This window comes from Serratia sp. J2 (genome assembly GCF_046269175.1).
Lineage (GTDB): Bacteria > Pseudomonadota > Gammaproteobacteria > Enterobacterales > Enterobacteriaceae > Chania > Chania fonticola_C.
On record NZ_JBKABN010000004.1, the window covers coordinates 249,225 to 272,859 of the forward strand.

At 50.5% G+C, this 23,635-nt stretch carries 20 protein-coding genes; 9 read left to right on the plus strand and 11 right to left on the minus strand.

Annotated elements, in window-relative coordinates:
• The first annotated feature begins 86 nt into the window (after window positions 1-86).
• Both ACKWMY_RS06420 and ACKWMY_RS06425 read left to right on the plus strand, forming a co-directional pair.
• Window positions 87-263, plus strand: coding sequence for a hypothetical protein (locus ACKWMY_RS06420; protein ID WP_173409193.1), 177 nt, complete (start codon window positions 87-89; stop codon window positions 261-263).
• Window positions 264-311: 48 nt separating this feature from the next.
• Window positions 312-1,886 (plus strand): TcdA/TcdB catalytic glycosyltransferase domain-containing protein, encoded by a 1,575-nt coding sequence (locus tag ACKWMY_RS06425; RefSeq protein WP_409486051.1) that lies wholly within the window; start codon window positions 312-314, stop codon window positions 1,884-1,886.
• A gap of 445 nt (window positions 1,887-2,331) precedes the next feature.
• Here the strand turns inward: ACKWMY_RS06425 and ACKWMY_RS06430 are convergent, their stop codons facing one another.
• The 4 genes from ACKWMY_RS06430 to zwf all read right to left on the minus strand — a co-directional run bounded on the left by ACKWMY_RS06430 (window position 2,332) and on the right by zwf (window position 8,442).
• The gene (locus ACKWMY_RS06430) at window positions 2,332-4,431 is read right to left on the minus strand and encodes a peptidase domain-containing ABC transporter (protein WP_261160102.1); all 2,100 of its coding nucleotides are present in this window, start codon (window positions 4,429-4,431) and stop codon (window positions 2,332-2,334) included.
• Window positions 4,424-5,710 (minus strand): HlyD family secretion protein, encoded by a 1,287-nt coding sequence (locus ACKWMY_RS06435; RefSeq protein ID WP_308870441.1) that lies wholly within the window; start codon window positions 5,708-5,710, stop codon window positions 4,424-4,426. The genes ACKWMY_RS06430 and ACKWMY_RS06435 overlap by 8 nt, the downstream gene beginning before the upstream one ends.
• Before the next feature lie 323 nt (window positions 5,711-6,033).
• Window positions 6,034-6,675 carry a bifunctional 4-hydroxy-2-oxoglutarate aldolase/2-dehydro-3-deoxy-phosphogluconate aldolase gene (locus ACKWMY_RS06440; RefSeq protein WP_021181159.1) on the minus strand — a complete coding sequence of 214 codons (642 nt, stop codon included), beginning with the start codon at window positions 6,673-6,675 and terminating at the stop codon, window positions 6,034-6,036.
• Between the two features lie 291 nt (window positions 6,676-6,966).
• On the minus strand, window positions 6,967-8,442 hold the full coding sequence (zwf, locus tag ACKWMY_RS06445) for a glucose-6-phosphate dehydrogenase (RefSeq protein ID WP_021181158.1): 1,476 nt from the start codon (window positions 8,440-8,442) through the stop codon (window positions 6,967-6,969).
• Window positions 8,443-8,834: 392 nt separating this feature from the next.
• Between zwf and ACKWMY_RS06450 the strand changes: the two genes are divergently transcribed.
• The 5 genes from ACKWMY_RS06450 to ACKWMY_RS06470 all read left to right on the plus strand — a co-directional run bounded on the left by ACKWMY_RS06450 (window position 8,835) and on the right by ACKWMY_RS06470 (window position 15,077).
• The gene (locus ACKWMY_RS06450) at window positions 8,835-9,701 is read left to right on the plus strand and encodes a MurR/RpiR family transcriptional regulator (RefSeq protein WP_024528738.1); all 867 of its coding nucleotides are present in this window, start codon (window positions 8,835-8,837) and stop codon (window positions 9,699-9,701) included.
• A 190-nt stretch (window positions 9,702-9,891) separates the two neighbouring features.
• The gene (gene pyk, locus ACKWMY_RS06455) at window positions 9,892-11,334 is read left to right on the plus strand and encodes a pyruvate kinase (RefSeq protein WP_021181157.1); all 1,443 of its coding nucleotides are present in this window, start codon (window positions 9,892-9,894) and stop codon (window positions 11,332-11,334) included.
• 258 nt (window positions 11,335-11,592) lie between these two features.
• On the plus strand, window positions 11,593-12,444 hold the full coding sequence (locus ACKWMY_RS06460) for a hypothetical protein (protein ID WP_308870443.1): 852 nt from the start codon (window positions 11,593-11,595) through the stop codon (window positions 12,442-12,444).
• Window positions 12,445-12,882: 438 nt separating this feature from the next.
• Window positions 12,883-14,070: a hypothetical protein gene (locus ACKWMY_RS06465; protein WP_409486052.1), complete on the plus strand. Its 1,188-nt coding sequence runs from the start codon at window positions 12,883-12,885 to the stop codon at window positions 14,068-14,070.
• A gap of 125 nt (window positions 14,071-14,195) precedes the next feature.
• Window positions 14,196-15,077, plus strand: a complete 882-nt coding sequence (locus ACKWMY_RS06470) for a leucine-rich repeat domain-containing protein (protein ID WP_409486053.1) — start codon at window positions 14,196-14,198, stop codon at window positions 15,075-15,077.
• 327 nt (window positions 15,078-15,404) lie between these two features.
• Here ACKWMY_RS06470 and lpxM read toward each other — a convergent pair whose 3' ends face one another.
• From lpxM to znuA, 3 genes are all read right to left on the minus strand, one after another.
• The gene (gene lpxM, locus ACKWMY_RS06475) at window positions 15,405-16,373 is read right to left on the minus strand and encodes a lauroyl-Kdo(2)-lipid IV(A) myristoyltransferase (protein WP_024528734.1); all 969 of its coding nucleotides are present in this window, start codon (window positions 16,371-16,373) and stop codon (window positions 15,405-15,407) included.
• 192 nt (window positions 16,374-16,565) lie between these two features.
• A complete protein-coding gene (gene mepM, locus ACKWMY_RS06480) occupies window positions 16,566-17,888 on the minus strand; it encodes a murein DD-endopeptidase MepM (RefSeq protein ID WP_024528733.1) in 1,323 nt (440 codons plus the stop codon).
• 21 nt (window positions 17,889-17,909) lie between these two features.
• Complete coding sequence (gene znuA / locus ACKWMY_RS06485; RefSeq protein ID WP_409486094.1) at window positions 17,910-18,851, minus strand: zinc ABC transporter substrate-binding protein ZnuA; 942 nt, start codon at window positions 18,849-18,851, stop codon at window positions 17,910-17,912.
• 78 nt (window positions 18,852-18,929) lie between these two features.
• Between znuA and znuC the strand changes: the two genes are divergently transcribed.
• Complete coding sequence (gene znuC / locus ACKWMY_RS06490; RefSeq protein WP_024528731.1) at window positions 18,930-19,688, plus strand: zinc ABC transporter ATP-binding protein ZnuC; 759 nt, start codon at window positions 18,930-18,932, stop codon at window positions 19,686-19,688.
• A complete protein-coding gene (gene znuB / locus ACKWMY_RS06495; RefSeq protein WP_074028721.1) occupies window positions 19,685-20,470 on the plus strand; it encodes a zinc ABC transporter permease subunit ZnuB in 786 nt (261 codons plus the stop codon). Before znuC ends, znuB begins: the two co-directional genes overlap by 4 nt.
• A gap of 42 nt (window positions 20,471-20,512) precedes the next feature.
• On the opposite strand, the gene ruvB is transcribed toward znuB, so the two are convergent.
• The 4 genes from ruvB to ACKWMY_RS06515 all read right to left on the minus strand — a co-directional run bounded on the left by ruvB (window position 20,513) and on the right by ACKWMY_RS06515 (window position 23,622).
• The gene (ruvB, locus tag ACKWMY_RS06500) at window positions 20,513-21,520 is read right to left on the minus strand and encodes a Holliday junction branch migration DNA helicase RuvB (protein WP_024486543.1); all 1,008 of its coding nucleotides are present in this window, start codon (window positions 21,518-21,520) and stop codon (window positions 20,513-20,515) included.
• A gap of 18 nt (window positions 21,521-21,538) precedes the next feature.
• Window positions 21,539-22,153 carry a Holliday junction branch migration protein RuvA gene (gene ruvA, locus ACKWMY_RS06505; RefSeq protein ID WP_021806658.1) on the minus strand — a complete coding sequence of 205 codons (615 nt, stop codon included), beginning with the start codon at window positions 22,151-22,153 and terminating at the stop codon, window positions 21,539-21,541.
• Window positions 22,154-22,289: 136 nt separating this feature from the next.
• The gene (gene ruvC / locus ACKWMY_RS06510; RefSeq protein WP_021181146.1) at window positions 22,290-22,811 is read right to left on the minus strand and encodes a crossover junction endodeoxyribonuclease RuvC; all 522 of its coding nucleotides are present in this window, start codon (window positions 22,809-22,811) and stop codon (window positions 22,290-22,292) included.
• 67 nt (window positions 22,812-22,878) lie between these two features.
• Window positions 22,879-23,622 (minus strand): YebC/PmpR family DNA-binding transcriptional regulator, encoded by a 744-nt coding sequence (locus ACKWMY_RS06515; RefSeq protein WP_021181145.1) that lies wholly within the window; start codon window positions 23,620-23,622, stop codon window positions 22,879-22,881.
• Between the last annotated feature and the right edge of the window lie 13 nt (window positions 23,623-23,635).

A 23,635-nucleotide genomic window follows, 5' to 3' on the forward strand; every position in this document is an offset into this window, starting at 1 on the left:
TAAAAAACAATTCAGTCAGAGCATTGCAACATGCGGGTTATGCACACCAACCCACGAAATAACACACTAAATATAGAGAGATTAACATGAAGGAATTAGATAAGGAATTTCTTGAAAACGTTTCTGGTGGTTACAGCGGTATTCTTGCTGGAGCATCTGGTTTAGGCAATAACAGCCCAAGCACAAATGCTGGCACCATTATAGGTTCAAGAGTACCTAGTAATAATGGCTCTTCAAATAACAGCCACTTTAACCAGAACTGAACATTTAACCATTGAGAATGCCCTCCTTGAAGGAGGGCATTATGACAAATGAAAAAGCTAAGCGATAAAATAGCCACACTGCGAGAAAAAATTTTTTATAGCTATGAAATCAAACCTAATGAAATAAAAGGGAAACACAGCAATGAACTATTAATCCTATTAGATATACTTAAAACCGTTTACGCTGAAATAATATCTAAGTCATCGTACAACAGTAAAGAAGCCAACATAAACTCCATCGCCGAAACATTTAGCCATGCAGCTATCGCTTATGAGTCAGGGATCGCCAGCAATATTTTGAAAAGTCTTATTTTTATCGATGAGTTACTTATTTCTATAGAAAATAATTTTCATGGCATCCCTATGTACATCCTGAAAAAAAAGCTATTAGCCTTATACCAACTCGCGTTTAACTCAAATAAACACAAAAAATTAAACAACAAATTAATTCACTTTATCTGGATTGGTGAAATATCAAAAATGCAACTCAAGCATGTTGAGTTATGGGCAAAGCGTAATAATGACTATCGTGTTATGTTATGGATGGATCCCAAAACACTCTTAGCAGGTGAGCTATTGAAAGCAAAAAAAGCAACATTGCGTTCCGATGAAACCTCAAAGGACGAAGCATTGCGAGTACAACGCCAATGTTGGTGCTTTTCACAGGAGAGAAATATATTTAATGACGAAATAATAGCAGAATATCTTACTGATGTATCAGGTAAAAAATCCCTGAGCCGTTATATAAATAAAGCACGTAAGGAATTTACTAACATCAAGTCAAGCTATCGCAACATAAAAATAATGGATATTAACACCCTAACTAGTAAATATAAAAACAGGGGGAGACTTAAAATTTACAATTTTGAAATATTCTATAGAACTAATCTCGCTGCAGCATCGGATGTGATAAGACTACTGGTTCTATCAGAGTTCGGTGGAATTTACATTGATATCGATACGTTACCTAAAATAAACATTGATTTCCCACATACTGACAGATATTTAACTGATAATAATCTGCATGATCAACACAATGAAAAAATAGAGGCAACAAAAAACACAATGGCATTTGAAAAATTTTGGCAGATAGAAAATAAAGAAAGGAAAACGTTTGAGAGCAATGATTGCTTCGATAATTCAGCATTATTCAATGCCATAAAAAAGGATTTATGCAGCACTGGAAGCAACAGTGTATTCTGCAGTTTGAAAGAAATAAGAATCCCTTTCGATATACCTCTACTCAGTAGACATAAAAAAAATATCAATGTGTTTTTTAGTAACGTTATAGTCACCAACAGTAATTCAACAACAATAGACCTATCGCTAAAAATTATAAATGAAAATTATAGAAAAATATTTAGTTTGGTAGAAAAAAACATCCAGAGTGACTTTATTTTCAATTATGCTCTTGATGGATACAAAAACAATTCGAGGGTAACGTTGAATATCTCAGGCCCTGGGGTTCTACTAAGAGCAATTTTCTTAACAATTATTGACACCTTAGAATTACCACAAGATATACCGGAGTCTGCATTATTAGGCTTTTTAAATACTCATTTATCCTTCACCGAACAGACGATGGAAACAGAGTCAGGCCTAGCTTCATCGTGGATGGAATAGAAAGCAGAGTCGAAAAATGACGACCCTGCTTATTTAGGTTATTTACTATTTAATTTATCTAATCTTTTTTCACAATAATCATATGCGAAGAAAGCGACAACGAACTGTAAGACCATCAGAACTAAAAACATAAAACCTCCATTTCCTATTAATGGAATAGAAAAGATAACATTTTAAAGATAATAGTTCAATAAATAAACCATAGAAAATATGTTACTTAGAACACTTACATACGTTTAAATGTATTATAGATAATAGCCAAGCTCAGCCGTTATTGGCCAACAAGCTCAATGCCTCACCCGCAACACTGGCTAGCATAAATGACACCGCTTGTATTATCAGGATTATGTGAAATTATTAATGCATAGGATTTCATAGCTTTACGCCATCTTAAATTAACATTTACACATAGAGATAAAAGTATTTGATCACACCATACCTATTTTCACACTAACGTAATGACTCTGTCCGCTGAGGCAATCGTCGAAGGGCGATGCGCGATGATAACGCGGGTAATATTCATTTTCGCAATAGCATCATTGATATGCACCTCATTTTTCAGATCCAAATGGCTAGTTGCCTCATCCATAAACAATATACTAGGCCTGCGATAAAGTGCACGCGCGATCAACAATCGCTGCTTCTGTCCACCAGATAAACTGCCCCCCAACTCCCCAATTAACGTTTCGTATCCCATTGGCATATTTTGAATATCGTCATGCATATTGCATCGGCGGGCACAAGCCTCAATACGCTGAAAATCCCACTCAGCATCAAATCCCGAAATATTTTCAGCAATCGAACCTGCCAGCAACTTGTCATCCTGCAACACACAGGCAATACACTGGCGATAATTATTCACACCGATATTGCTGATATCCAAGCCATCAACCAGAATCGCGCCTTCATCCGGCGTCAGCAATCCGCACATCAATTTCATCAACGTGGTCTTGCCCACACCGGATGGACCGACGATCGCTACACTTTCACCCGCCGCGATGCTGAGGTTTAAGTCGGCAATAATAGGCTTGGCTAGACGATCGTATTGATAACGTAGACTTCGAATCTGAAGTTCCACCGCCTGGCCTTTAGCAAATAGCTGGCGAATTGGCATTTGCTGTTCCGGCGGCGATAATACGATATCCGCTATCCTTTCATTATGCAAACTTAGCATACGCAACTGGAGCATCATGTCGATCAGGCTGCTGGCACGGTCAGAAAATTGGCCTCGATAAGCGTTGAAAGCAACAAACATCCCGAGCGTCATTTGATTGTCGATCACTAACGCAGCCCCTAACCACAGAATGATCACCTGATCGCAGGTTGCAATAAACGCGCCAAGCCCGCCAAACATCATATTCAGCTTGGTTAACTTGATGCCAGCGTTAATCGTTTCCACATTCAGGTTTAACCAAAACTGTGCCCGAGTCTCGGATAATCCCAATGCTTTTAAGGTACCAATGCTATACAAAGTCTCCATAAAGTGAGAACTTGCCCGCGCGCCCTTTACCAGTTGCTCTTCCGACAGTTGCCGATGATATTGGTATGTCGATAGCCGTAAGATGATGTATACCGCCGTGAAGCCGAGCACCACCCACACTAGCCAACCGCCATAAAGCAACATCATAATAAACACGCCTACTGACATGATGCCATCGATAATACTGCTGACGATGCTGGTGGTGAAGGTGGTTCTGATTGTATCCAGCGAACCGAAGCGGGATTGAATATCACCCAGCTTGCGCTTTTCGAAAAAAGAAAGAGGCAGTTTCAGCAGATGATCGAAAACCCCCGCCTTCCACTGTACGTCTATCAGCGCCCCCATAACAATGGAAATCCACGTTCTCAGCATGGATACGCCAGTACGGAATAAAATGAAGCTCAACAATCCTATGCATATCAAAGCCAAAAGGTCATGATCACCAGCCAGGATGACATGATCCATCACCAACTGCGTGCCAACCGGCAGCAACAGGTTGATGGCTTCAATCACTATCGAAAGACAGAAGATCTTAAACAATGCCCCCTTGAGGCCGTGCACGTTGGCCATGAGCTTGCGAAAACGTAACCTGCTCTGCTGTTTGATTGGTTGAAATTCGCTGTCGGGCCACAGTTCGAGTGCTACCCCGGTGAAGTGCCGCGAGAGCTCATGCAATTCCATCACCTTACGCCCGAAAGCCGGATCGTGGATCACTGCTCGTCCGCGGCTGATACTGACCAGCACAACGAAGTGCTTCATATCCCAATGGAGGATACAGGGCATTTTCAACACCTTAAGTTCGTCGATGTTCAGTGACAGTGCGCGCGATTGTAACCTCAGTGCATTTGCTATATCGATCAATGAGGCCATCGTTGCCCCACGTGAAGAAAAGCCGTAGCGGTTGCGTAGATTGAACAGGTCGATTTGCAACCCGTGGTAATGACACACCATCGCCAAGCTAGCCAAACCGCATTCAGATGCCTCCGCTTGCAGGATCTGCGGCACCTTTCTACCAAGTGCCAAGTTCAATCTTCCAGTCAGCGTCGCGAAATAAGAATCAGTCATTTATCGGTCCCATCAGACTTTTTTTCATATCGTAAAAAGGCGAAAACATCCATTGATACAAGGGCCTTTTCTCCAGGAAAAGCGTCGACTGGGCATACATACCGTTAGTCAACTGCAGCACTTTGCCCTGATAACTGATGTGCGTTTTTTCCAGCGCGATGATGGCCTTGTAATAAGATGCCGTCTGCGCGGCCGTTTGATGCACGGGGGAACTGCTATAAGTGGACATTTCTTGAACGGAGGCAGGAACATAAGCAATGCTTTCGATCTTGCCGGGAAATTGTCCAAATTTTTCGTAGGGAAAAGCGTCATAGCGAATGTTGATGGCATCATTCGCAGAGACATAGGGTACGCTACTGTTCGGCAACCACAGCACTAATTGATAAATCGCATCGCTACGAGGGATAATCTGCACCAAACTATCGCCACTATTGACCATTTGTCCTGGCGTAACGCTTAGAGATTCGATACGACCATCGGTTGGTGCGTTAACTATCAACGCTCCGCTGGCATCTGCTTCAGCCAATTGACGCTGTAAATCACTACGCTGAAACTGGTACTGAGAAATCTGGTTATCAAAATCCGCAGCGCGCGTAACAATATCACTTTCCAGAATAGTTATTTGCAGTGATTCCTGGATATGCTGACTATACAAATTTTGGAACAGACTCTGTTGCTGATAAAATGAATAGGTCTGCCCGTTAAGCTGATCTTTGGTTATCAAGCCGCGTCGTTGATACTCCTTATATGAGCGCATGTTATCTTGAGCAAAATCAACCCCTTCACGTGCGTTATTCAGCAACTGTTTGGATTGCGAATGGGCCGTTTGATACTGCTGCTTTTGCTGGTGTAGATTCTCCAACGTCATACGTTTATTGTCTTGTAGCTTCAAAATAATGCTATCGACATGCTGTACCTGGTTTTCCAGCGCCAAACGCGTATTGGCGCTGACTTTGCCGGTATCCGTCACACGGCTGACATCTAGTTGATATAGGCGCTGACCCTTTTTGACCACATCGCCAATGCCGACAAAACGCTCTGCGATGAATCCCTGTTGTGGTGCAAACACGTTTACCGAGCGAGGAAAGGTAGTTATTTCTCCATACACATTGATGCGGCGGGTGTAGCTACCCAATATAAGGAAGGCAAGAAAGACAAGAAGAAACAATAACGATAAAACGCCGAAGCACCAAGCAGGCATACCCGTTATCAATAACGCTTTGCCAGCCCATTTGGCACGTTGATGTTCTGTGACTTCCTGTCTGAATAAATCCCGCATAAAATCTATTTACCGGAAAAATATTTCAAGCCAATCCTGACCCGAAAATATATACGTTAAGATACTGCCAGAAATGTACCCAGCGGGTTAGACATGCTGACTCATTTTGCAAACAGCATCGTAAGGATAATCATTCTCATTATCATATATAGCAATCTGCCATAATTCAATCTTTTTCACGCCCCATAGCTTTAGGCCCTGCTTCATCAGGGAATCCATTCAGTAAGTTGATAGCAACCACCGCAAAATGTGAAGTTGTGGTATTTACAGGCAAAAAAAATGCCAATCACAGAGGATTGGCATCAGCAGGAGCGAACGCGGGTTTAGGCGGTAGCACCTTTGACGGCTTCACGCGCCAATTCGGTGATGCGAGCATAGTCGCCGCTTTCCAGCGCATCCGCAGGCACTAACCAGGAACCACCGATGCACAGCACGCTTTTCAGTGCCAGATAGTCACGGTAGTTGTTTGGCGTGATACCGCCGGTTGGGCAGAAGCGCACCTGCGAGAACGGCCCGGCAATGGCTTGTAGCGCCTTGACGCCACCGTTGGCTTCCGCTGGGAAGAATTTAAACTCGCGCAGGCCATAATCCATCCCCAACATCAGCTCGGAAACGGTGCTGATACCCGGGATCAACGGAATGCTGCCTGCGGTGGCGGCTTTCAGCAGATCGGCGGTCAGACCAGGGCTGATGGCAAACTGTGCACCGGCCTCGGTCACTTCTTGCAACTGCTGTGGATTGATCACCGTGCCCGCACCAATGATGGCATCAGGAACTTCTTTGGCGATCGCACGAATCGCGTCCATCGCACAGGCGGTACGCAGCGTCACTTCCAACACACGCACGCCACCCGCAACCAGTGCTTTGGCCAACGGCACAGCGTGTTCCAGTTTGTTAATCACAATCACCGGAACTACGGGGCCTGCCGTCAGGATCTGTTCTGCACTGGTTTTCCAGTTTTTCATCGTCATTCTCTCCATTACTTTCGGTTGGTGTTGGCACGCCCCTGCCACAGGGCTCCGCATCGCTGCAGATTCCGATCGCACCGCTAAAAGCCAGCAGACAGGCTGACGCCGGTCACCTAGGCTAATTCTGTTGACGTGTTACCAGCCCCTCACCCCAGGCCTCTCCGATAATAAATCGGTCTCAATCTACCTCTGGCCTCAGAAAGAACACCAGGGTAGCGGAGAGCTCGATCGGTTCCCTCTCCTTTTGGGAGAGGGTTAGGGCGAGAGAGGGAGCTGGTTAACTGCTGCTTATTCGAATTCGTTCCACGAACGGCCATCGCGAGTGATCATCGCGACGGAAGCCACCGGCCCCCAAGTCCCAGACTGGTATGGCTTAGGTGCTTCGTTGTCCGCTTTCCAGGCATCCATGATTGAGTCAACCCACTTCCAGGCTTCCTCCACTTCGTCACGACGCACAAACAGCGCCTGAATACCGCGCATGGTTTCCAGCAGCAGACGCTCATAGGCATCGGCCACGTGTTCCTGGTTAAAGGTTTCCGAGAAACTCAAATCCAGCTTGGTGGTTTGCAAACGATGTTTGTGATCCAGCCCCGGCACCTTGTTCAATACCTGGATTTCGATCCCTTCGTCCGGCTGCAGGCGAATGGTCAGTTTGTTCTGTGGCAGTTGTTGATAGGAGTCACGGAACAGGTTCAGCGGTGGGTTTTTAAAGTACACCACCACTTCTGAACATTTGGTCGGCAAACGCTTGCCGGTACGTAGATAAAATGGCACCCCAGCCCATTGCCAGTTGTCGATATCGACGCGGATGGACACAAAAGTCTCGGTGTTGCTGCTCTTATTTGCCCCTTCCTCTTCCAGATAGCCCGGCACTTTTTTACCCTGCACGAAGCCTGCGGTGTACTGGCCGCGCACGGTGGTTTCCCGGACATTGGTCTGATCGATACGGCGCAGCGAGCGCAGCACTTTCACTTTCTCATCACGGATACGGTCAGTGGTCAGATCCGCCGGTGGTGACATGGCGATCATGGTCAGGATCTGCAACAGGTGGTTCTGGATCATGTCGCGCATCTGCCCGGCCTGATCGAAGTAACCCCAACGCCCTTCAATACCTACCTCTTCCGCCACGGTGATCTGCACGTGATCGATGGTGCGGTTATCCCAGTTGGAGGCAAACAGGGAGTTGGCAAAGCGTAGCGCCAGCAGGTTCAGTACCGTCTCTTTGCCAAGATAGTGGTCGATGCGGTAAACCTGGGATTCGTTAAAGTACTCAGCGACCTGATCGTTGATCACCCGTGAGGATGCCAGGTCAGTACCAAGTGGCTTTTCCATCACCACGCGCGCCGGTTCTTTATTCAGCTTGGCCTCGCCCAGGCCCTTGCAGATGGCACCAAAGGTGCTTGGCGGCATGGCGAAATAGTTGATGGTGGTACGATGTTTCTGATCCAGCATCTTGCCCAACTCGGCGAAGTGCTTGCTGTCGTTGACGTCCAGATTGCAGAAGTCCAGGCGTGCGCTCAGCGTGGCCCAAAGCTCATCGTCCAGCTTTTCTTTCATAAAGGTGCCCAGGGCTTCCTTGACCACCTTGGTATAAGCTTCTTTATCCCACTCGGCACGGCCTACCCCGATGATACGGGTATCCGGGTGGATGTGACCGGCTTTCTCTAACTGGTACAGGGAAGGCAGCAGTTTACGACGCGCCAGATCGCCTTTTGCGCCGAAAATAACCAGGTCACAGGCCTGGGCTGTAGAGGTTACCGCCATGTTCATCTCCTCGATGCAGGATATTTGTAATTTTCTTACATTACTAATGTACTCTCTTTCGCTACGGCCAGTAAACCCGGATCAAAAGCAGAAAAAAAGCCCTAGAAACTACGGCGTTATCCCTGACGTAGCGCTAACGCTGCTGGCAACGGGGGAAACTGTAATTTTCTATCTTTTTTGACACTCTTTTACCATTATGAAAGTTAGACACAGGTCATGTTCTGGTGAAAAAAGCCAGCTTATCCCTTGTCGACACTGCCAACGCTTACCAGCACGTAGTATATTTTCATTAAACCGGATTGATTTCTCCTTTGATTGAAATCGACATACCCTATGGTTCACCAGTGACAGCAGGTGTCCGGCAGGTATAAACCATGAGTGACTCTCGTTATATGAATACGCTGGAAAAAATCCAGAACCATCTGGAGCTCCTGAGCAAATCGGAAAGGAAAGTCGCCGAGGTGATCCTGGCCTCCCCACAAACCGCTATTCACTCCAGCATCGCCCGGCTGGCCAAATTGGCCGATGTCAGTGAGCCGACCGTTAACCGCTTTTGCCGCCGCCTTGAAACCAAAGGATTCCCCGATTTCAAGCTGCATCTGGCTCAAAGTCTGGCCAACGGTACGCCCTATGTAAACCGCAATGTCGAAGAAAACGACACCGTTGCCGCTTACACCAGTAAGATCTTTGAGTCGGTGATGGCCAACCTGGATACAGTAAAGGCAAATCTCGACATTACCGCAATCAATCGTGCGGTTGATCTGCTTACCCAGGCAAAAAAAATCTCGTTCTTCGGCCTGGGAGCCTCTGCTGCCGTGGCGCACGACGCCATGAACAAATTTTTCCGCTTCAATATTCCGGTGGTCTATTTTGACGATATCGTCATGCAGCGCATGAGCTGCATGAACTCCGTCGAGGGAGATGTCGTTGTATTAATCTCCCATACCGGGCGCACCAAGAATCTGGTCGAGATGGCGCATCTGGCACGAGAGAATGACGCCACGGTCATCGCCATCACCTCGAAAGATACACCGTTGGCCCAGGCTGCGACCCTCCCCCTACTGCTGGACGTGCCGGAAGATACCGATGTTTATATGCCCATGGTGTCCCGAATTGCACAGTTGACCCTGATTGATGTGCTGGCCACTGGATTTACCTTGCGTCGAGGGGCTAAATTCAGAGATAACTTGAAGCGGGTCAAGGAAGCGTTGAAAGAATCGCGCTTTGATAAAGGGATCGTCCCCAACAGTTTCGACTGAAAACGGATTTAAAAACCGCCGGTCAGATCACAAGTTGACCCGCGGGATTATAGTTGTACCCTGATAGCTCGTTCATACAGATAACCCAGATGAACATTGGGTAGGCGAAAAACGTCGGCCCCCTCATCCGGTTTCGTTATCTGACGTTCAGCAACACCAATACTTGCGTCACAAGTCAACGGAGTAATACATGACCAGACGGCTCAGAAGAACCAAAATCGTTACCACACTGGGTCCGGCTACCGACCGCGACAATAATCTGGAAAAGATTATTGCTGCTGGTGCGAACGTAGTTCGGCTTAACTTTTCCCACGGCAATGCAGAAGACCATCAGGCACGGGCAGATAAAGTGCGTGAGATTGCGGCAAAGCTGGGGCGTCATGTCGCTATCCTGGGCGATCTTCAAGGGCCAAAAATCCGCGTTTCCACCTTTAAGGAAGGCAAGATTTTCCTTAACATCGGCGATAAATTCCTGCTGGATGCCAATCTGACCAAGGGTGAAGGCGATAAAGAAAAAGTCGGTATCGACTATAAAGGCCTGCCTGCGGACGTGGTTCCTGGCGATGTGCTGCTGCTGGACGATGGCCGCGTACAGCTGAAAGTGCTGGAAGTTCAGGGCATGAAAGTGTTCACCGAAGTCACCGTAGGTGGCCCGCTGTCGAACAATAAAGGCATCAACAAACTGGGCGGCGGCCTTTCTGCCGAAGCTCTGACCGAAAAAGACAAAGCCGATATTCTGATCGCCGCCAAAATTGGTGTCGACTACCTGGCCGTCTCCTTCCCACGTACCGGCGAAGACCTGAACTATGCTCGCCGCTTGGCACGTGACGCAGGCTGCAACGCCAAAATCGTGTCAAAAGTAGAACGTGCTGAAGCCGTATGCAGCGACGAAGCGATGGATGACATCATTCTGGCTTCCGACGTAGTCATGGTTGCCCGTGGCGATCTGGGCGTCGAAATCGGCGATCCGGAGCTGGTGGGCATCCAGAAGAAACTGATCCGTCGCGCCCGTACACTGAACCGTGCGGTGATCACCGCCACGCAGATGATGGAATCGATGATCACCAACCCGATGCCGACCCGTGCCGAAGTGATGGACGTGGCGAACGCCGTGCTGGATGGTACCGATGCGGTCATGCTGTCTGCCGAAACCGCTGCGGGCCAGTATCCAGCCGAAACGGTAGCCGCCATGGCGCGTGTTTGCCTGGGCGCAGAGAAAATCCCAAGCATCAACGTATCCAAGCACCGTCTGGACGTGCAGTTCGACAATATCGAAGAAGCCATCGCCATGTCGACCATGTACGCCGCTAACCACCTTAAAGGGGTTACCGCCATCATCGCCATGACCGAATCTGGACGCACCGCGCTAATGATGTCGCGTATCAGCTCCGGCTTGCCGATCTTCGCCATGTCACGCCATGAGCACACGCTGAACCTGACGGCGCTGTATCGTGGTGTTACCCCGGTCTACTTCGGCAGCCACAGCGATGGCGTTGCCGCCGCTAATGACGCTATCGCCCGTCTGCGTGATAAAGGTTACCTGGTGTCTGGCGATCTGGTGCTGGTTACCCAAGGTGACGTCATGAGCACCGTGGGCACCACCAATACCAGCCGTATCCTGCGCGTAGACTGATTTAGTTATTTCGACACGCTGTTATAAGCCAGCCGGTTACTCTACCGGCTGGCTTTTTTAATACCTGGATAACGTTTTCCGTCTCCCAGGTGCTGACCTTTGAGCTTTTCTTCCATTCCTTTACATAGACTAAAAAGCAGTTCATCAAGCCATCTGTGCGCTAGCTATCATAATTAGTAGCAACAGACAGCTTGAAGAGGTGATAAACTTTAATAAGTATTGGATTAGACAAAGGTTAATCAAAGGACAATCAGATAAATGATACACGCATTTTTTGAATTCCCCTTACTGCCAGCCAAGGTGACCGACGTCAGCAAACTGAAGGAAGTCATTAACAGCGATAGCTCGACAAGTTTCGTCATGGCACCTGAAGTCGCCAAATTTGTCAAAGACGCACTGGTCATTAACACCACCATCGGCAGCTTTAAAAACACCCGTTTTCAGTTTGCGGATGGCACCTATATCGCCTTTGACAGCAAAGGCAAATCCACGCTGTTCCACTCGGATAATCCACCAGATTGGGCGCGGACCAAAAGAGAATATTCACGCACGCAATGGCTTACCAATCATGGTCTGCTCGATGCCCCCGCCAAGGCACTGATAGCCAAAATGCTGGAAATACCGCTAAAAGAGCGGCGCGAGATTGCCGACAATCTGTTTAATCTTGACCTCGACAAGCTGATCCCCTCGGTTGGTGCAAGATCTTCCGCAGGCAATCGCAATGGTAAATCAACCAAACCCAAGATTTCGGACTTGGGTTCGGTGGAGTATTTCCTTAACTTCTTCGCCAGACTGCACGAATGCGTGACGACCGACACCTTCCCCACCCTGCAAAAGCTGATGGATCTTGGCGAGCAAGTTTCGGTTAATCAGGCCCCAACCAGCGTCAAGCAAGCCGTTAGAACCTACTATAAAGCAGTGTGTGGCGAGCAGATCCCTAACAACAAGGTGGTTGAAAAGGGTTACCCTGAACTCTACTGCATGCGGATCAAACCCGCGATTGAAGCGGTTGAGGCGGTTGGCCTTGATAGCTACTATGCCAAGTTATCAGCAGCGATTGGCCTGGCAGGTGACTGCACCATAGCAGACTTTGATTTTCACTATCAGTAAGTCATAACATAGTCAGTTGCGCTGACCGAGGTTTTGGAAACGGTCCGGCGCAACGTGACCTACTAGTCTCCAGACTACCTCTCTCATCTCACACGGCTTCCGTCCCTAGTACACCTAATCTGCCAGACCTTCACAAAATTCATTGCCCATGGATATAATCCACACCTGTTAGCAATCACCATCCCAGCGTAATACACCTCACTTGAAACGCCTTAAGTCTTCGATCGAAAGTCATCAAGTCAACACCTTTATGTAAGTCATTTAAAATTGATAACAGTCAATAAAAAGTCTTTATCAATACATAGAATAGCCAAAATAAAGACTATAAACACAAAACAAAGACTGTGATTGTTTATGCAAAGTCTATAGAAGCAAGAAAGACTATGGATGGTCATATCAAGCTCCCCAACCTTAATGACTTAATGATAGGTAGTAGAAATGACCATCCAGAAAACCCTGCTTGCTTCTTTAATCACGCTGGCCGCAATTAGCGGTATCGCCCATGCGGATAGCTTCGCAGGTGCGTTGACAGAGCTGCAAACCATCCAATCAGGCATGAGTCAGGAAGAAATAAATCAGAAAATTCAACGCTTCATCGAGCGTGCTCCTGAAGGCACAAATATTAAAGGAGTGTTAGAAGACCTCGGCTTAACCTACACCAGCCCGACGGTAAATACTCTCCCCCATCAGGCGCTGATTACCCCCCATCTCGATGCGCCAGTGATTGATCGCTCTTCGCACCTGGACAGCAACGTGACGCAGGAACAGCGCGATACCGTCAAAGCTGCCGCAGAGGAGAGCGCCACCTATCAGCACAACAATCCCGAAGGCATCCCAACACATCAGGCCGCTCCGGCCACGCATCTGGATGGCATCCATCAGGCGCTGATTACCCCCCATCTCGATGCGCCAGTGATTGATCGCTCTTCGCATCTGGACAGCAACGCGACGCAGGAACAGCGCGATACCGCGAAAGCTGCCGCAGAGGAACTCGCTGCCTATCACCACAACAATCCCGAAGGTAATCCGACACATCAGAATGCCCCAGCTTCACATCAGGACGATCGGCAAAACGAACAGAGCACATTAACCGCCGGAAAATATGCCTCGGCTAATATCCCCCGCGACGGTATTGATGGTAAGAACGGTGCCGATGGCAAAGACGGACAATCCATCACTGGTAAGAAAGGGGCTAAAGGCAAAGATGCGGATATGACACTGGTTAACGCCAATGTCGTTGCTCTGCGCGGTGTACGTAACGAACAGGCCGCACAGGGTGCTTACATTCAACAAAATAGCGCCAACGTTGCTCTTAACCGTTCCCGTATTGCCAGTAACAGTGCCGCGATCAATCAGAACTCGCATGATATTGCCGCCAACCGCAAGGATATCGATGAAAACACCAAAGATATCAAACGAGTCGGTGCGATGGCGCAGGCGGTCAGTTCGCTGCATTATAACCGCAATGAGTCTGGCTACGCCGTTGCCGCCGGGGAATATGATGGTGAAGTCTCCATCGCGGGTGGTATGCAATTTAGTACCTCACAAGACAGTGCCGTCACCATGCAAGTTAGCTGGGATGGCAACGCCACGGGCGCCGGAGTCGGTTTCCATTCAAACTTTTAAATCGTAAACCTCTCCAAACCCTCGGGTGCTTTTGGCATTCGAGGTCAACACTGCCAAATTTTTGTTCCCCCACCTCCCCCGCTTGCGTACCATCAGTCGATATCCGCAATTTTGGAGAGTCATTCATGCTGCACCAGCATCACCGGCAACACACTCAGGGTTCGTTGGATCTCGATAACCAGCAGTTGGAAAACCTAAGCGAGGAAAGCCTCAGTGGATCCTCCTTGCAAAAAATCAGCCTGTACAATAATCGCCTAACCAGCTTCCCAGAACGGATATTTCACCACCACGGCCTGAAAGTGCTAAATATTTCCTGCAACCAGATTGTCCTGTTCCCCGCTGAAATCGGTATGTTAAACCAGTTGCAGATGCTGGATTTTGGCCACAATCAGGCAGCAACAATTCCAGCCGAAATCGGCGAGCTGCGTGAATTAAAATATCTGTATTTGAGTGATAACGGCTTTAGCCAGTTGCCAGATTCGCTGCGCCAACTACAAGCATTGTGCTACCTGAATCTGACGGATAATCAACTGACAGAGCTCCCCTCGGCGCTATGTGCTCTGTCCTCGCTACAAGAGTTGCGTCTTTACAATAACGCCATCACCGCGTTGCCCTCAGAGATCGGTATGCTGGAGCAACTACGTGAATTGCACCTGATGAAAAACCGTCTCACTACCCTGCCCAGCGAGATCGCTCAGCTGTCAGAGTTACAGGTGATGGATTTGGAAAACAACGCCATTGCGTACTTACCCGATCAATTCTGCCAGTTGCCCAAGCTGACCACCCTCAACCTGCGTTTCAACCAGTTATCCCGGCTACCTGAAGACTTTGGTGCATTGAGTTCACTGGTTTCATTAGACTTGCGTGCAAACCGATTAAGCGAATTACCGGCCAGCATGGCGCAAATGAAAAATCTGCGGCGACTGGATTTGCGTTGGAATGATTTCGACCATTATCCTGCGGTGCTTGAACCGCTGATCCAACAGGGCTGTATGGTGCATTGTTAAGAGTCTGCCCAAAATCCACAGCGGTTGATGAATATACGGCGCATAGGTGCTCTGGATCTTGGCATCTGAAGCCAAAGTGATGGATACAAAGAGAAAGGCCCCGAGTCGATAACATCAACCCGAGGCCAATTCTAACGCCCACATAACGTGTGGTTAGCTATTACCTGCCGAGAGGCAAGGAGCTGGTCCGTCGTTGCAGATTGTCAAAAGTTGCTGAAATTGTAAGAAACGAAAAGGCTAGACTGTACGGGCGTTACACGTGCTGAGTCCATTTAGCAGCACGTGTAACTCCCCTGGAGTACGAGTCGGTTGAAGTGGAGAACTGCCTTAACGATATAAATCGTCCCGCGAGTAAGGTTCAATCTCACCTTCCTTGCGCGTTTTCAGCAGCTTCAAAATCCAGGTATATTGTTCCGGATTAGGACCCACCAGGTTTTCCACTTCTTCGTTCATGCGGCGCGCAATGCGAACATCGTCGGCTTCGGCCAGATCATCCATCGGCTCACGGATATAAATGTCCAGCATGCTGGTTTTACCGTCATAAACCGGGAATAGCGGCACGATCGCCGCTTTGCAGACTTTCATCAGGCGGCCGACCGCAGGCAATGTGGCTTTATAGGTCGCAAAGAAATCCACGAATTCACTGTGCTCGGCACCGTGATCCTGGTCGGGCAGATAATAGCCCCAATAACCATGGCGCACCGAACTGATGAAAGGCTTGATACCATCGTTGCGGGCGTGCATGCGGCCACCAAACTTGCGGCGCACGCTATTCCACAGATAGTCGACCAGTGGGTTGCTCTGGTTATGAAACATCGCCGCCATGGGTTGCCCACGCGCAGCCATCAGCATCGCTGGCACATCAACGGCCCAGCCGTGCGGCACCAGGAAAATCACGTTGCGGCCTTCCTCACGGATTTTATCCAGCACGTCTTCACCGTGCCAACGCACGCGCTTGAGCACCTTTTCCGGTTTGGTACAGGCCAGTTCTGCCATCAGGATCATCGATTGCGGCGCGGTAGCAAACATCTCATCGATAATATGCTCGCGTTGCTGTTCTGGCAGTTCCGGCATGCAATAGAGCAGATTGATACGGGCGCGGCGTCGTGCCCCTTTCGCAACCTTGCCAGCCAGTTTACCAATCGCACCCAGTAATGGGTCTCGCATTCGAGCAGGGACCAGAGAAATACCGGCCATCAACCCGGTTCCCAACCAAACGCCCCAGTAGCGCGGATGATAGAAGGCTTTATCAAATTGTGGGATGAACTCTACGTTCGATTTCTTCTCGTTTTGCATGACCTGCTCTTTATTCAACGCACCTGCTCGGAAGATATAAACTATATACCTAGTTGCAGTCAGGCGGGTGAGCCAGGTTAAAACCATCACCGTTCACTGACAAAATGCAGCTATCGTTATCTCGAGCAGGCATTAATAAAAAAACATCGGCCCGAAATCAGGCCGATGGGAAATCATAAGGGATAGCGATGGTTAATCCAGCTGCAGCTGCGGCACCACTTCCTTCACCTGTGCCAGATAATCGCTGCGATCTTTCCCCATCAGCCCTTCAGAGCGAGGCAATTTAGCCGTCAATGGGTTAACCGCTTGCTGGTTAGTCCACATTTCATAATGCAAATGTGGGCCGGTAGAGCGGCCGGTGTTACCGGAAAGTGCAATGCGATCGCCACGTTTCACCTTCTGCCCTGGCTTGACCAACAGCTTTTTCAAGTGCATATAGCGCGTGGTGTATTGGCGGCCATGACGGATCGCCACATAGTTACCTGCCGCGCCACTGCGCTTGGCGATCACCACTTCACCGTCACCCACCGCCAACACTGGCGTGCCGACCGGCATGGCGAAGTCGACGCCTTTATGCGGTGCAATGCGCCCGGTCACCGGATTTACGCGGCGTGGATTAAAGTTGGAAGAAATACGGAACTGCTTCATGGTCGGGAAACGCATAAAGCCACGTGCAAGACCGGAACCCTGACGATCGTAGAACTTGCCGTCATCGGCGCGGATAGCGAAGTAATCTTTGCCGCTGCTACGCATACGTACGCCCAACAGTTGGCTTTGCTCGCTCTTGCCATCAAACTCTTCACGCGACATCAACACCGCGAACTGATCGCCTTTGCGCAGCTTGCGAAAATCAAGCTGCCATTGCAGGGCTTTGATCACCGCATTGATCTCGGCACGGGTCAGGCCAGCCGCCGAGGCACTGCTGACAAAGCTGCCGTTCAGCTTGCCGCTCAGCACGCTGTTGCGCCATTCACCCTTCTGGGTTTCCTTGGTTTCTTTAAAGGAATTGCCTACGCGATCGTAGGTACGGGTTTCACGGCGTGAAACCTCCCAGGTCAGGCGCTTAAGATCGCCATCTTCGGTAAGCGTCCAGGAGAGTTGCTGGCCGATTTTCAGGTTACGCAAATCGCGGTTCTGCGAAGCCAGCAGCGAAACATCCGACATTTCGATGCCGTACTGGGTCAGAATACTGCCGAGCGTGTCACCGGTAGAAACCACATATTCATGCACACCCTCCTCTCCGGCGACCTTCTGGTCCAGCTCATCCTCAGGGATGTCATCATCGGGGGTAGGTTGGTCGGCATCAATAGGTTCACTGGCTTCGGGCTGCAATGCCCTTAACTGGTTGGCTTCTAACTCGACGCTTTTAACGATAGGGTTATGTTCTGGGTGATAAACGGAAGGCCGCCAAACAGCGACGGCCAACGTAACGACTGTCAACGACCCTAGCATTACGCGATGGGGCCGAGGCAGGTTGTTATACGCCAGAGTGATAGTTCGGACTATCTTCTGCACTCAATAATATCCTCATAATCTTTACTTCAGGCAGCTCACGTACTGGTTGGACAGCTCTGTCAGGAAGTTCCCGTAGCTGTCTTTCCCCAGTTCGATGCCGGTGCCCAGCGGGTCCAGCGTTCCAGAACGCACAGTGGTACCCTTGGCAACGGCATTAATTACGGCCGGTCTGAATTGTGGCTCAGCAAAAACGCAGACTGCTTTCTGCTCAACCAACTGTGTTCGAATTTGGTGTAAACGCTGTGCGCCAGGTTGAATTTCGGGATTAACGGTAAAATGGCCCAGTGGGCTCAAGCCGAAGTGTTTTTCAAAGTAGCCATAAGCGTCATGAAAAACAAAATATCCTTTACCTTGCACAGGCGTTAGCATCTTAACAAGATTTTTATCAGTTTGCGCTAGCTGATCCTCGAACTGGCGCAGGTTTGCGTCTAATTTGTCCTTCTTTTGCGGCATAAGTTCCAATAATCTGTCGTGAATCGCGATCGCGGTCACTTTTGCCACCTCTGGCGACAGCCAAACGTGCATATTATAGTCACCGTGATGATGGTCATGTCCATCGTCGCCATCCGCATGACTATGCGCTTCGGCTGCATGATCATGGTCATCGTCGTCATCGCCTTTCATCAACAACGGCTGTACCGCAGGCAGTTCACCGATCGCCAATTGCCTATTCGCGGGCAGCTGCGTCAGGGATTTGGTCAGAAAAGCCTCCATATCTGGCCCGACCCAAAGCACCAGGTCGGCGCTACGCAGCCGCTGAATGTCCGACGGGCGCAAGGCGAAGTCGTGGGGCGAGGCGCCGTCCGGTAATAAAATCTCGGTAGGCGTGACCCCATCTGCAATAGCGGATGCGATAAAGCCCAGCGGGCGGATAGAGGTCACTACGGCGGCCGTTGCATTGCCCGCCATCACCAAAGCCGCCGCCAGCAGAGTGCGTTGCAGCCATTTATTTTTCTGTACCATCATCAGTAATCCCGTCGTTTTCAGCAAAGAAGCGTGATATTATAACATTCGGTTAGTTCTGCAAAATGTAATCACGATATGTCTACACTGGCAACGCTAAAAAATATCTCTGTTTCTTTTGGTACCCGGCGGGTACTGACAAATATCTCTCTCAACCTGCAACCGGGTCGTATTCTGACGCTCCTCGGGCCTAACGGGGCCGGCAAGTCAACGCTGGTTCGCGTAGTGCTGGGCTTAATTGCCCCAACGGAAGGCACGCTGGAACGTCTGCCTGGGCTGCGCATTGGCTATGTGCCGCAAAAGCTGCATCTCGATGCCACCCTGCCCTTGACCGTCAACCGCTTTATGCGGCTCAAACCCGGGGTAAAAAAGGCCGATATCTTGCCCGCGCTCAAACGCGTACAGGCTGCGCACCTGCTGGAACAGCCTATGCAAAAACTGTCCGGCGGCGAAAACCAGCGGGTGTTACTGGCACGAGCGCTGTTGAATCAACCGCAGTTGCTGGTGCTGGATGAGCCCACGCAAGGGGTGGACGTTAACGGTCAGTTGGCGTTATACGACCTGATCGACCAATTGCGCAAAGAGCTGGGCTGCGCGGTGCTGATGGTTTCCCATGACCTGCATCTGGTGATGGCCAAAACCGACGACGTCCTGTGCCTGAACCAACATATTTGCTGCTCCGGCACGCCAGAAGTGGTGTCAATGCACCCGGAGTTTATCGCCATGTTCGGTAACCGGGGCGCTGAGCAGTTGGCGATCTATCGCCATCACCATAATCACCGTCACGACCTGCAAGGCAGAATTGTGCTGAAAAAAACCGGGGGCCGTGAGGCATGATTGAACTGTTATTGCCCGGCTGGCTGGCCGGTGTGCTGCTGGCTGCGGCGGCGGGCCCGTTGGGTTCCTTTGTGGTCTGGCGCAGGATGTCTTACTTTGGCGATACGTTGGCACATGCTTCGCTGCTAGGCGTTGCCTTCGGCTTATTGCTGGACGTCAACCCGTTTTACGCTGTGATTGCCGTCACGTTGCTGTTGGCTCTGGTGCTGGTTTGGCTGGAGCGCCGCCCGCAGCTGTCGATCGATACGCTGCTCGGCATTATGGCGCATAGCGCGCTATCGCTGGGTCTGGTGGTGGTCGCGCTGATGTCCAACGTGCGCGTAGATCTGATGGCATATCTGTTTGGGGATTTGCTGTCGGTGACGATCAGCGATATCTGGATGATCGGCACCGGCGTGGTGATTGTGCTGCTGGTGCTCTGGTGGCAATGGCGCGATCTGCTGTCGATGACCATCAGCCCGGAGATGGCACATGTCGATGGCGTTAACCTGCCCCGCGCACGCACCATCTTGATGCTGGTCACCGCCTTGACCATCGGGCTGGCCATGAAATTTGTCGGCGCGCTGATTATTACGTCACTACTGATTATCCCGGCGGCAACCGCACGGCGTTTTGCACGTACTCCGGAACAAATGGCCGGTTATGCGGTATTGGTAGGGATAATTGCGGTCACCGGTGGGCTGACCTTCTCGGCGTTTTACGATACGCCAGCGGGGCCTTCGGTAGTGTTAAGCGCAGCGGTGCTGTTTGTTCTGAGCCTGTCGAAAAAGCAGCAGGCTTAATCTCATTACGCCAGGGGCTCCCCTGGCGTAAATCCTGGATTTCTACTTCTCTTCCCGCTCGATACCAAAGTGCTTATAGGCATGATTGGTCGCCATTCGGCCACGCGGAGTACGCTGAATAAACCCCTGTTGGATCAGGAAAGGTTCGATCACGTCTTCTATCGTTTCACGCTCTTCACCGATTGCCGCCGCCAGGTTATCCAACCCCACCGGGCCACCGGTAAACTTGTCGATGATCGCCAGCAACAGCTTGCGGTCCATATAGTCGAAACCTTCCGCATCGACGTTCAGCATATCCAACGCCTGCATGGCCACTTCGCCATTGATCACCCCGTTGGCACGAACCTCGGCAAAGTCGCGCACGCGGCGCAGCAAACGGTTGGCAATACGCGGTGTACCGCGGGCGCGACGTGCCACTTCATGCGCCCCATCGGTAGACAGATCCAGCCCCAGGCAGTTGGCACTGCGGGAAACGATATGCTCCAGATCGGCCACCTGATAGAACTCTAAACGCTGCACGATGCCGAAGCGATCGCGTAATGGCGAGGTCAAGGAACCGGCACGCGTGGTGGCTCCAACCAGGGTGAACGGTGGCAGGTCGAGCTTGATTGAGCGCGCCGCCGGGCCTTCACCGATCATGATATCCAGCTGATAGTCTTCCATCGCTGGATACAGGATCTCTTCCACTACCGGCGAAAGACGGTGGATTTCGTCGATAAACAGGACGTCATGGGGCTCCAGGTTGGTCAGCATTGCCGCCAGATCCCCAGCCTTTTCCAGCACCGGACCAGAAGTGGTACGCAGGTTAACGCCCATCTCATTGGCCACGATGTTGGCCAAGGTGGTTTTACCCAACCCAGGCGGCCCGAAGATCAACAGATGGTCCAGTGCATCGCCGCGCTGTTTGGCAGCCTGAATAAAGATTTCCATCTGCTCACGCACGTGCGGCTGGCCAACGTACTCCGTCAGCAGCTTAGGACGGATCGCACGATCCAGCACCTCTTCTTCATTGAACGGCTCGGCAGAGATCAGGCGGTCGGCTTCAATCATGGTCTACCCCTTTCCGGCCTACAGTGCGGCACGTAATGCTTCGCGGATTAATGCCTCGCAATCCGCACCCGGCTTGGCAACCTTGCTGACCATCCGGCTGGCTTCCTGTGGCTTATAGCCCAAGGCCACCAGCGCAGAGGCCGCTTCGGCTTCAATATCCATCTCCGCCGCTTTGGCCGCACTGGCCGGCAGGGGGATTTCGCTGCTGTTGTTGAACAGATCGCCGTTCAGGCCTTTGAAGCGGTCTTTCATTTCGACGACCAGACGCTCGGCAGTTTTCTTACCCACGCCTGGCAATTTGATCAATGTAGTGATCTCTTCACGTTCTACCGCGCTGACAAACTGCTGGGCAGACATGCCTGAAAGGATCGCTAGCGCCAGTTTTGGCCCCACGCCGTTCACTTTAATCAGCTCACGGAACAGCGCTCGTTCTTGCTTATCATTGAACCCATACAGCAGTTGTGCATCTTCACGCACCACGAATTGGGTAAACACGATAGCCTCTTGCCCCAGCTCCGGCAGCTCGTAAAAGCAGGTCATCGGCATATGCACTTCATACCCGACGCCATTGGTTTCAAGTAACACCAGCGGTGGCTGCTTTTCCAGAATAATTCCTCTGAGACGACCTATCATTACCCCTCCTGAATGGATCCCTGCACGTGGCGCACTGCCACGCAGTATTGATACAGCTTATACCATAAAAAAGGCTGGATGAATATCCAGCCTCAGATTACTGACATTTAGCAACACTGCCACATTGTCAACGGCTCTAACGCAAACGCCCGCGCGCCAGATTCAACCGCCCTTCACTCATACGCAGCACGTTCTGGCTGAGATGGCAGTGGGTAATGGCGATAGCCAACGCATCCGCGGCATCCGCCTGCGGATTGGCAGACAGCTTCAGCAATGAGCGAACCATATGCTGCACCTGAGACTTTTCCGCCGCACCGGTACCGACCACCGTCTGCTTCACCTGGCGCGCCGCGTACTCAAACACTTCCAGGTTTTGATTGACGGCAGCAACGATCGCCACGCCCCGCGCCTGCCCCAGCTTAAGCGCCGAGTCCGGATTCTTGGCCATAAACACCTGTTCGATAGCGAAGAAGTCCGGTTGAAACTGGGTAATGATTTCACTCACGCCAGCATAAATCAGCTTCAGGCGCGTCGGCATATCATCCACCACGGTACGAATACAACCGCTGGCAACATAGGTCAGTTGGCGGCCCTGCTGGCGGATCAGGCCATAGCCGGTGACGCGCGAGCCGGGATCGATACCCAGTATGATCGCCATTGCTACCACCACCCTGCATTGATTGTTGCCTGGCGTTGCCGGTTGGCAACGCCATCATTCACTTGCATTACAGCGTTGCAGCGATCTCGTCGGAGATCTCACCGTTATGGTAAACCTCCTGCACGTCGTCACAGTCTTCCAGCATGTCGATCAAGCGCAGTAACTTAGGCGCAGTTTCCGCATCCATATCCGCTTTGGTGGACGGGATCATGGAAACCTCGGCCGAGTCTGCCTCAAAGCCTGCGGCGGTCAACGCGTCTTTCACTTCACCCAGATTTTCCCAGGCGGTGAAGACGTCAATGGCACCATCGTCATAGGTCTGGATATCTTCGGCACCCGCTTCCAGCGCGGCTTCCATCACGGTGTCTTCATCCAGACCCGGTGCGTAGGTGATCACGCCTTTTTTGGTGAACAGATAGGCCACGGAACCGTCGGTACCCAGGTTGCCACCACACTTGGTGAAGGCATGGCGCACTTCTGCCACGGTACGGTTACGGTTGTCACTCAGGCACTCGATCATTACCGCGGTGCCGCCAGGGCCGTAACCTTCATAGATGATGGTTTCCATATTGGTATCATCATCGCCGCCTACGCCACGGGCGATAGCACGGTTCAGGGTATCGCGCGTCATGTTGTTAGACAGCGCTTTATCGATAGCCGCACGCAGACGTGGGTTCGAACCCGGATCGCCGCCGCCCAATTTGGCGGCAGTCACCAACTCACGGATAATTTTGGTGAAAATCTTACCGCGTTTGGAATCTTGTGCAGCTTTGCGGTGTTTGGTGTTGGCCCATTTACTATGACCTGCCATAAAAAATATCTCC

Bases quoted from the DNA above. Each gene is read 5' to 3' on its own strand.
- ACKWMY_RS06420 (WP_173409193.1), top strand. From the start codon at position 87: ATGAAGGAATTAGATAAGGAATTTCTTGAAAACGTTTCTGGTGGTTAC.
- ACKWMY_RS06425 (WP_409486051.1), top strand. From the start codon at position 312: ATGAAAAAGCTAAGCGATAAAATAGCCACACTGCGAGAAAAAATTTTT.
- ACKWMY_RS06430 (WP_261160102.1), bottom strand. From the start codon at position 4,431: ATGACTGATTCTTATTTCGCGACGCTGACTGGAAGATTGAACTTGGCA.
- ACKWMY_RS06435 (WP_308870441.1), bottom strand. From the start codon at position 5,710: ATGCGGGATTTATTCAGACAGGAAGTCACAGAACATCAACGTGCCAAA.
- ACKWMY_RS06440 (WP_021181159.1), bottom strand. From the start codon at position 6,675: ATGAAAAACTGGAAAACCAGTGCAGAACAGATCCTGACGGCAGGCCCC.
- zwf (WP_021181158.1), bottom strand. From the start codon at position 8,442: ATGGCGGTAACCTCTACAGCCCAGGCCTGTGACCTGGTTATTTTCGGC.
- ACKWMY_RS06450 (WP_024528738.1), top strand. From the start codon at position 8,835: ATGAATACGCTGGAAAAAATCCAGAACCATCTGGAGCTCCTGAGCAAA.
- pyk (WP_021181157.1), top strand. From the start codon at position 9,892: ATGACCAGACGGCTCAGAAGAACCAAAATCGTTACCACACTGGGTCCG.
- ACKWMY_RS06460 (WP_308870443.1), top strand. From the start codon at position 11,593: ATGATACACGCATTTTTTGAATTCCCCTTACTGCCAGCCAAGGTGACC.
- ACKWMY_RS06465 (WP_409486052.1), top strand. From the start codon at position 12,883: ATGACCATCCAGAAAACCCTGCTTGCTTCTTTAATCACGCTGGCCGCA.
- ACKWMY_RS06470 (WP_409486053.1), top strand. From the start codon at position 14,196: ATGCTGCACCAGCATCACCGGCAACACACTCAGGGTTCGTTGGATCTC.
- lpxM (WP_024528734.1), bottom strand. From the start codon at position 16,373: ATGCAAAACGAGAAGAAATCGAACGTAGAGTTCATCCCACAATTTGAT.
- znuA (WP_409486094.1), bottom strand. From the start codon at position 18,851: ATGGTACAGAAAAATAAATGGCTGCAACGCACTCTGCTGGCGGCGGCT.
- znuC (WP_024528731.1), top strand. From the start codon at position 18,930: ATGTCTACACTGGCAACGCTAAAAAATATCTCTGTTTCTTTTGGTACC.
- znuB (WP_074028721.1), top strand. From the start codon at position 19,685: ATGATTGAACTGTTATTGCCCGGCTGGCTGGCCGGTGTGCTGCTGGCT.
- ruvB (WP_024486543.1), bottom strand. From the start codon at position 21,520: ATGATTGAAGCCGACCGCCTGATCTCTGCCGAGCCGTTCAATGAAGAA.
- ruvA (WP_021806658.1), bottom strand. From the start codon at position 22,153: ATGATAGGTCGTCTCAGAGGAATTATTCTGGAAAAGCAGCCACCGCTG.
- ruvC (WP_021181146.1), bottom strand. From the start codon at position 22,811: ATGGCGATCATACTGGGTATCGATCCCGGCTCGCGCGTCACCGGCTAT.
- ACKWMY_RS06515 (WP_021181145.1), bottom strand. From the start codon at position 23,622: ATGGCAGGTCATAGTAAATGGGCCAACACCAAACACCGCAAAGCTGCA.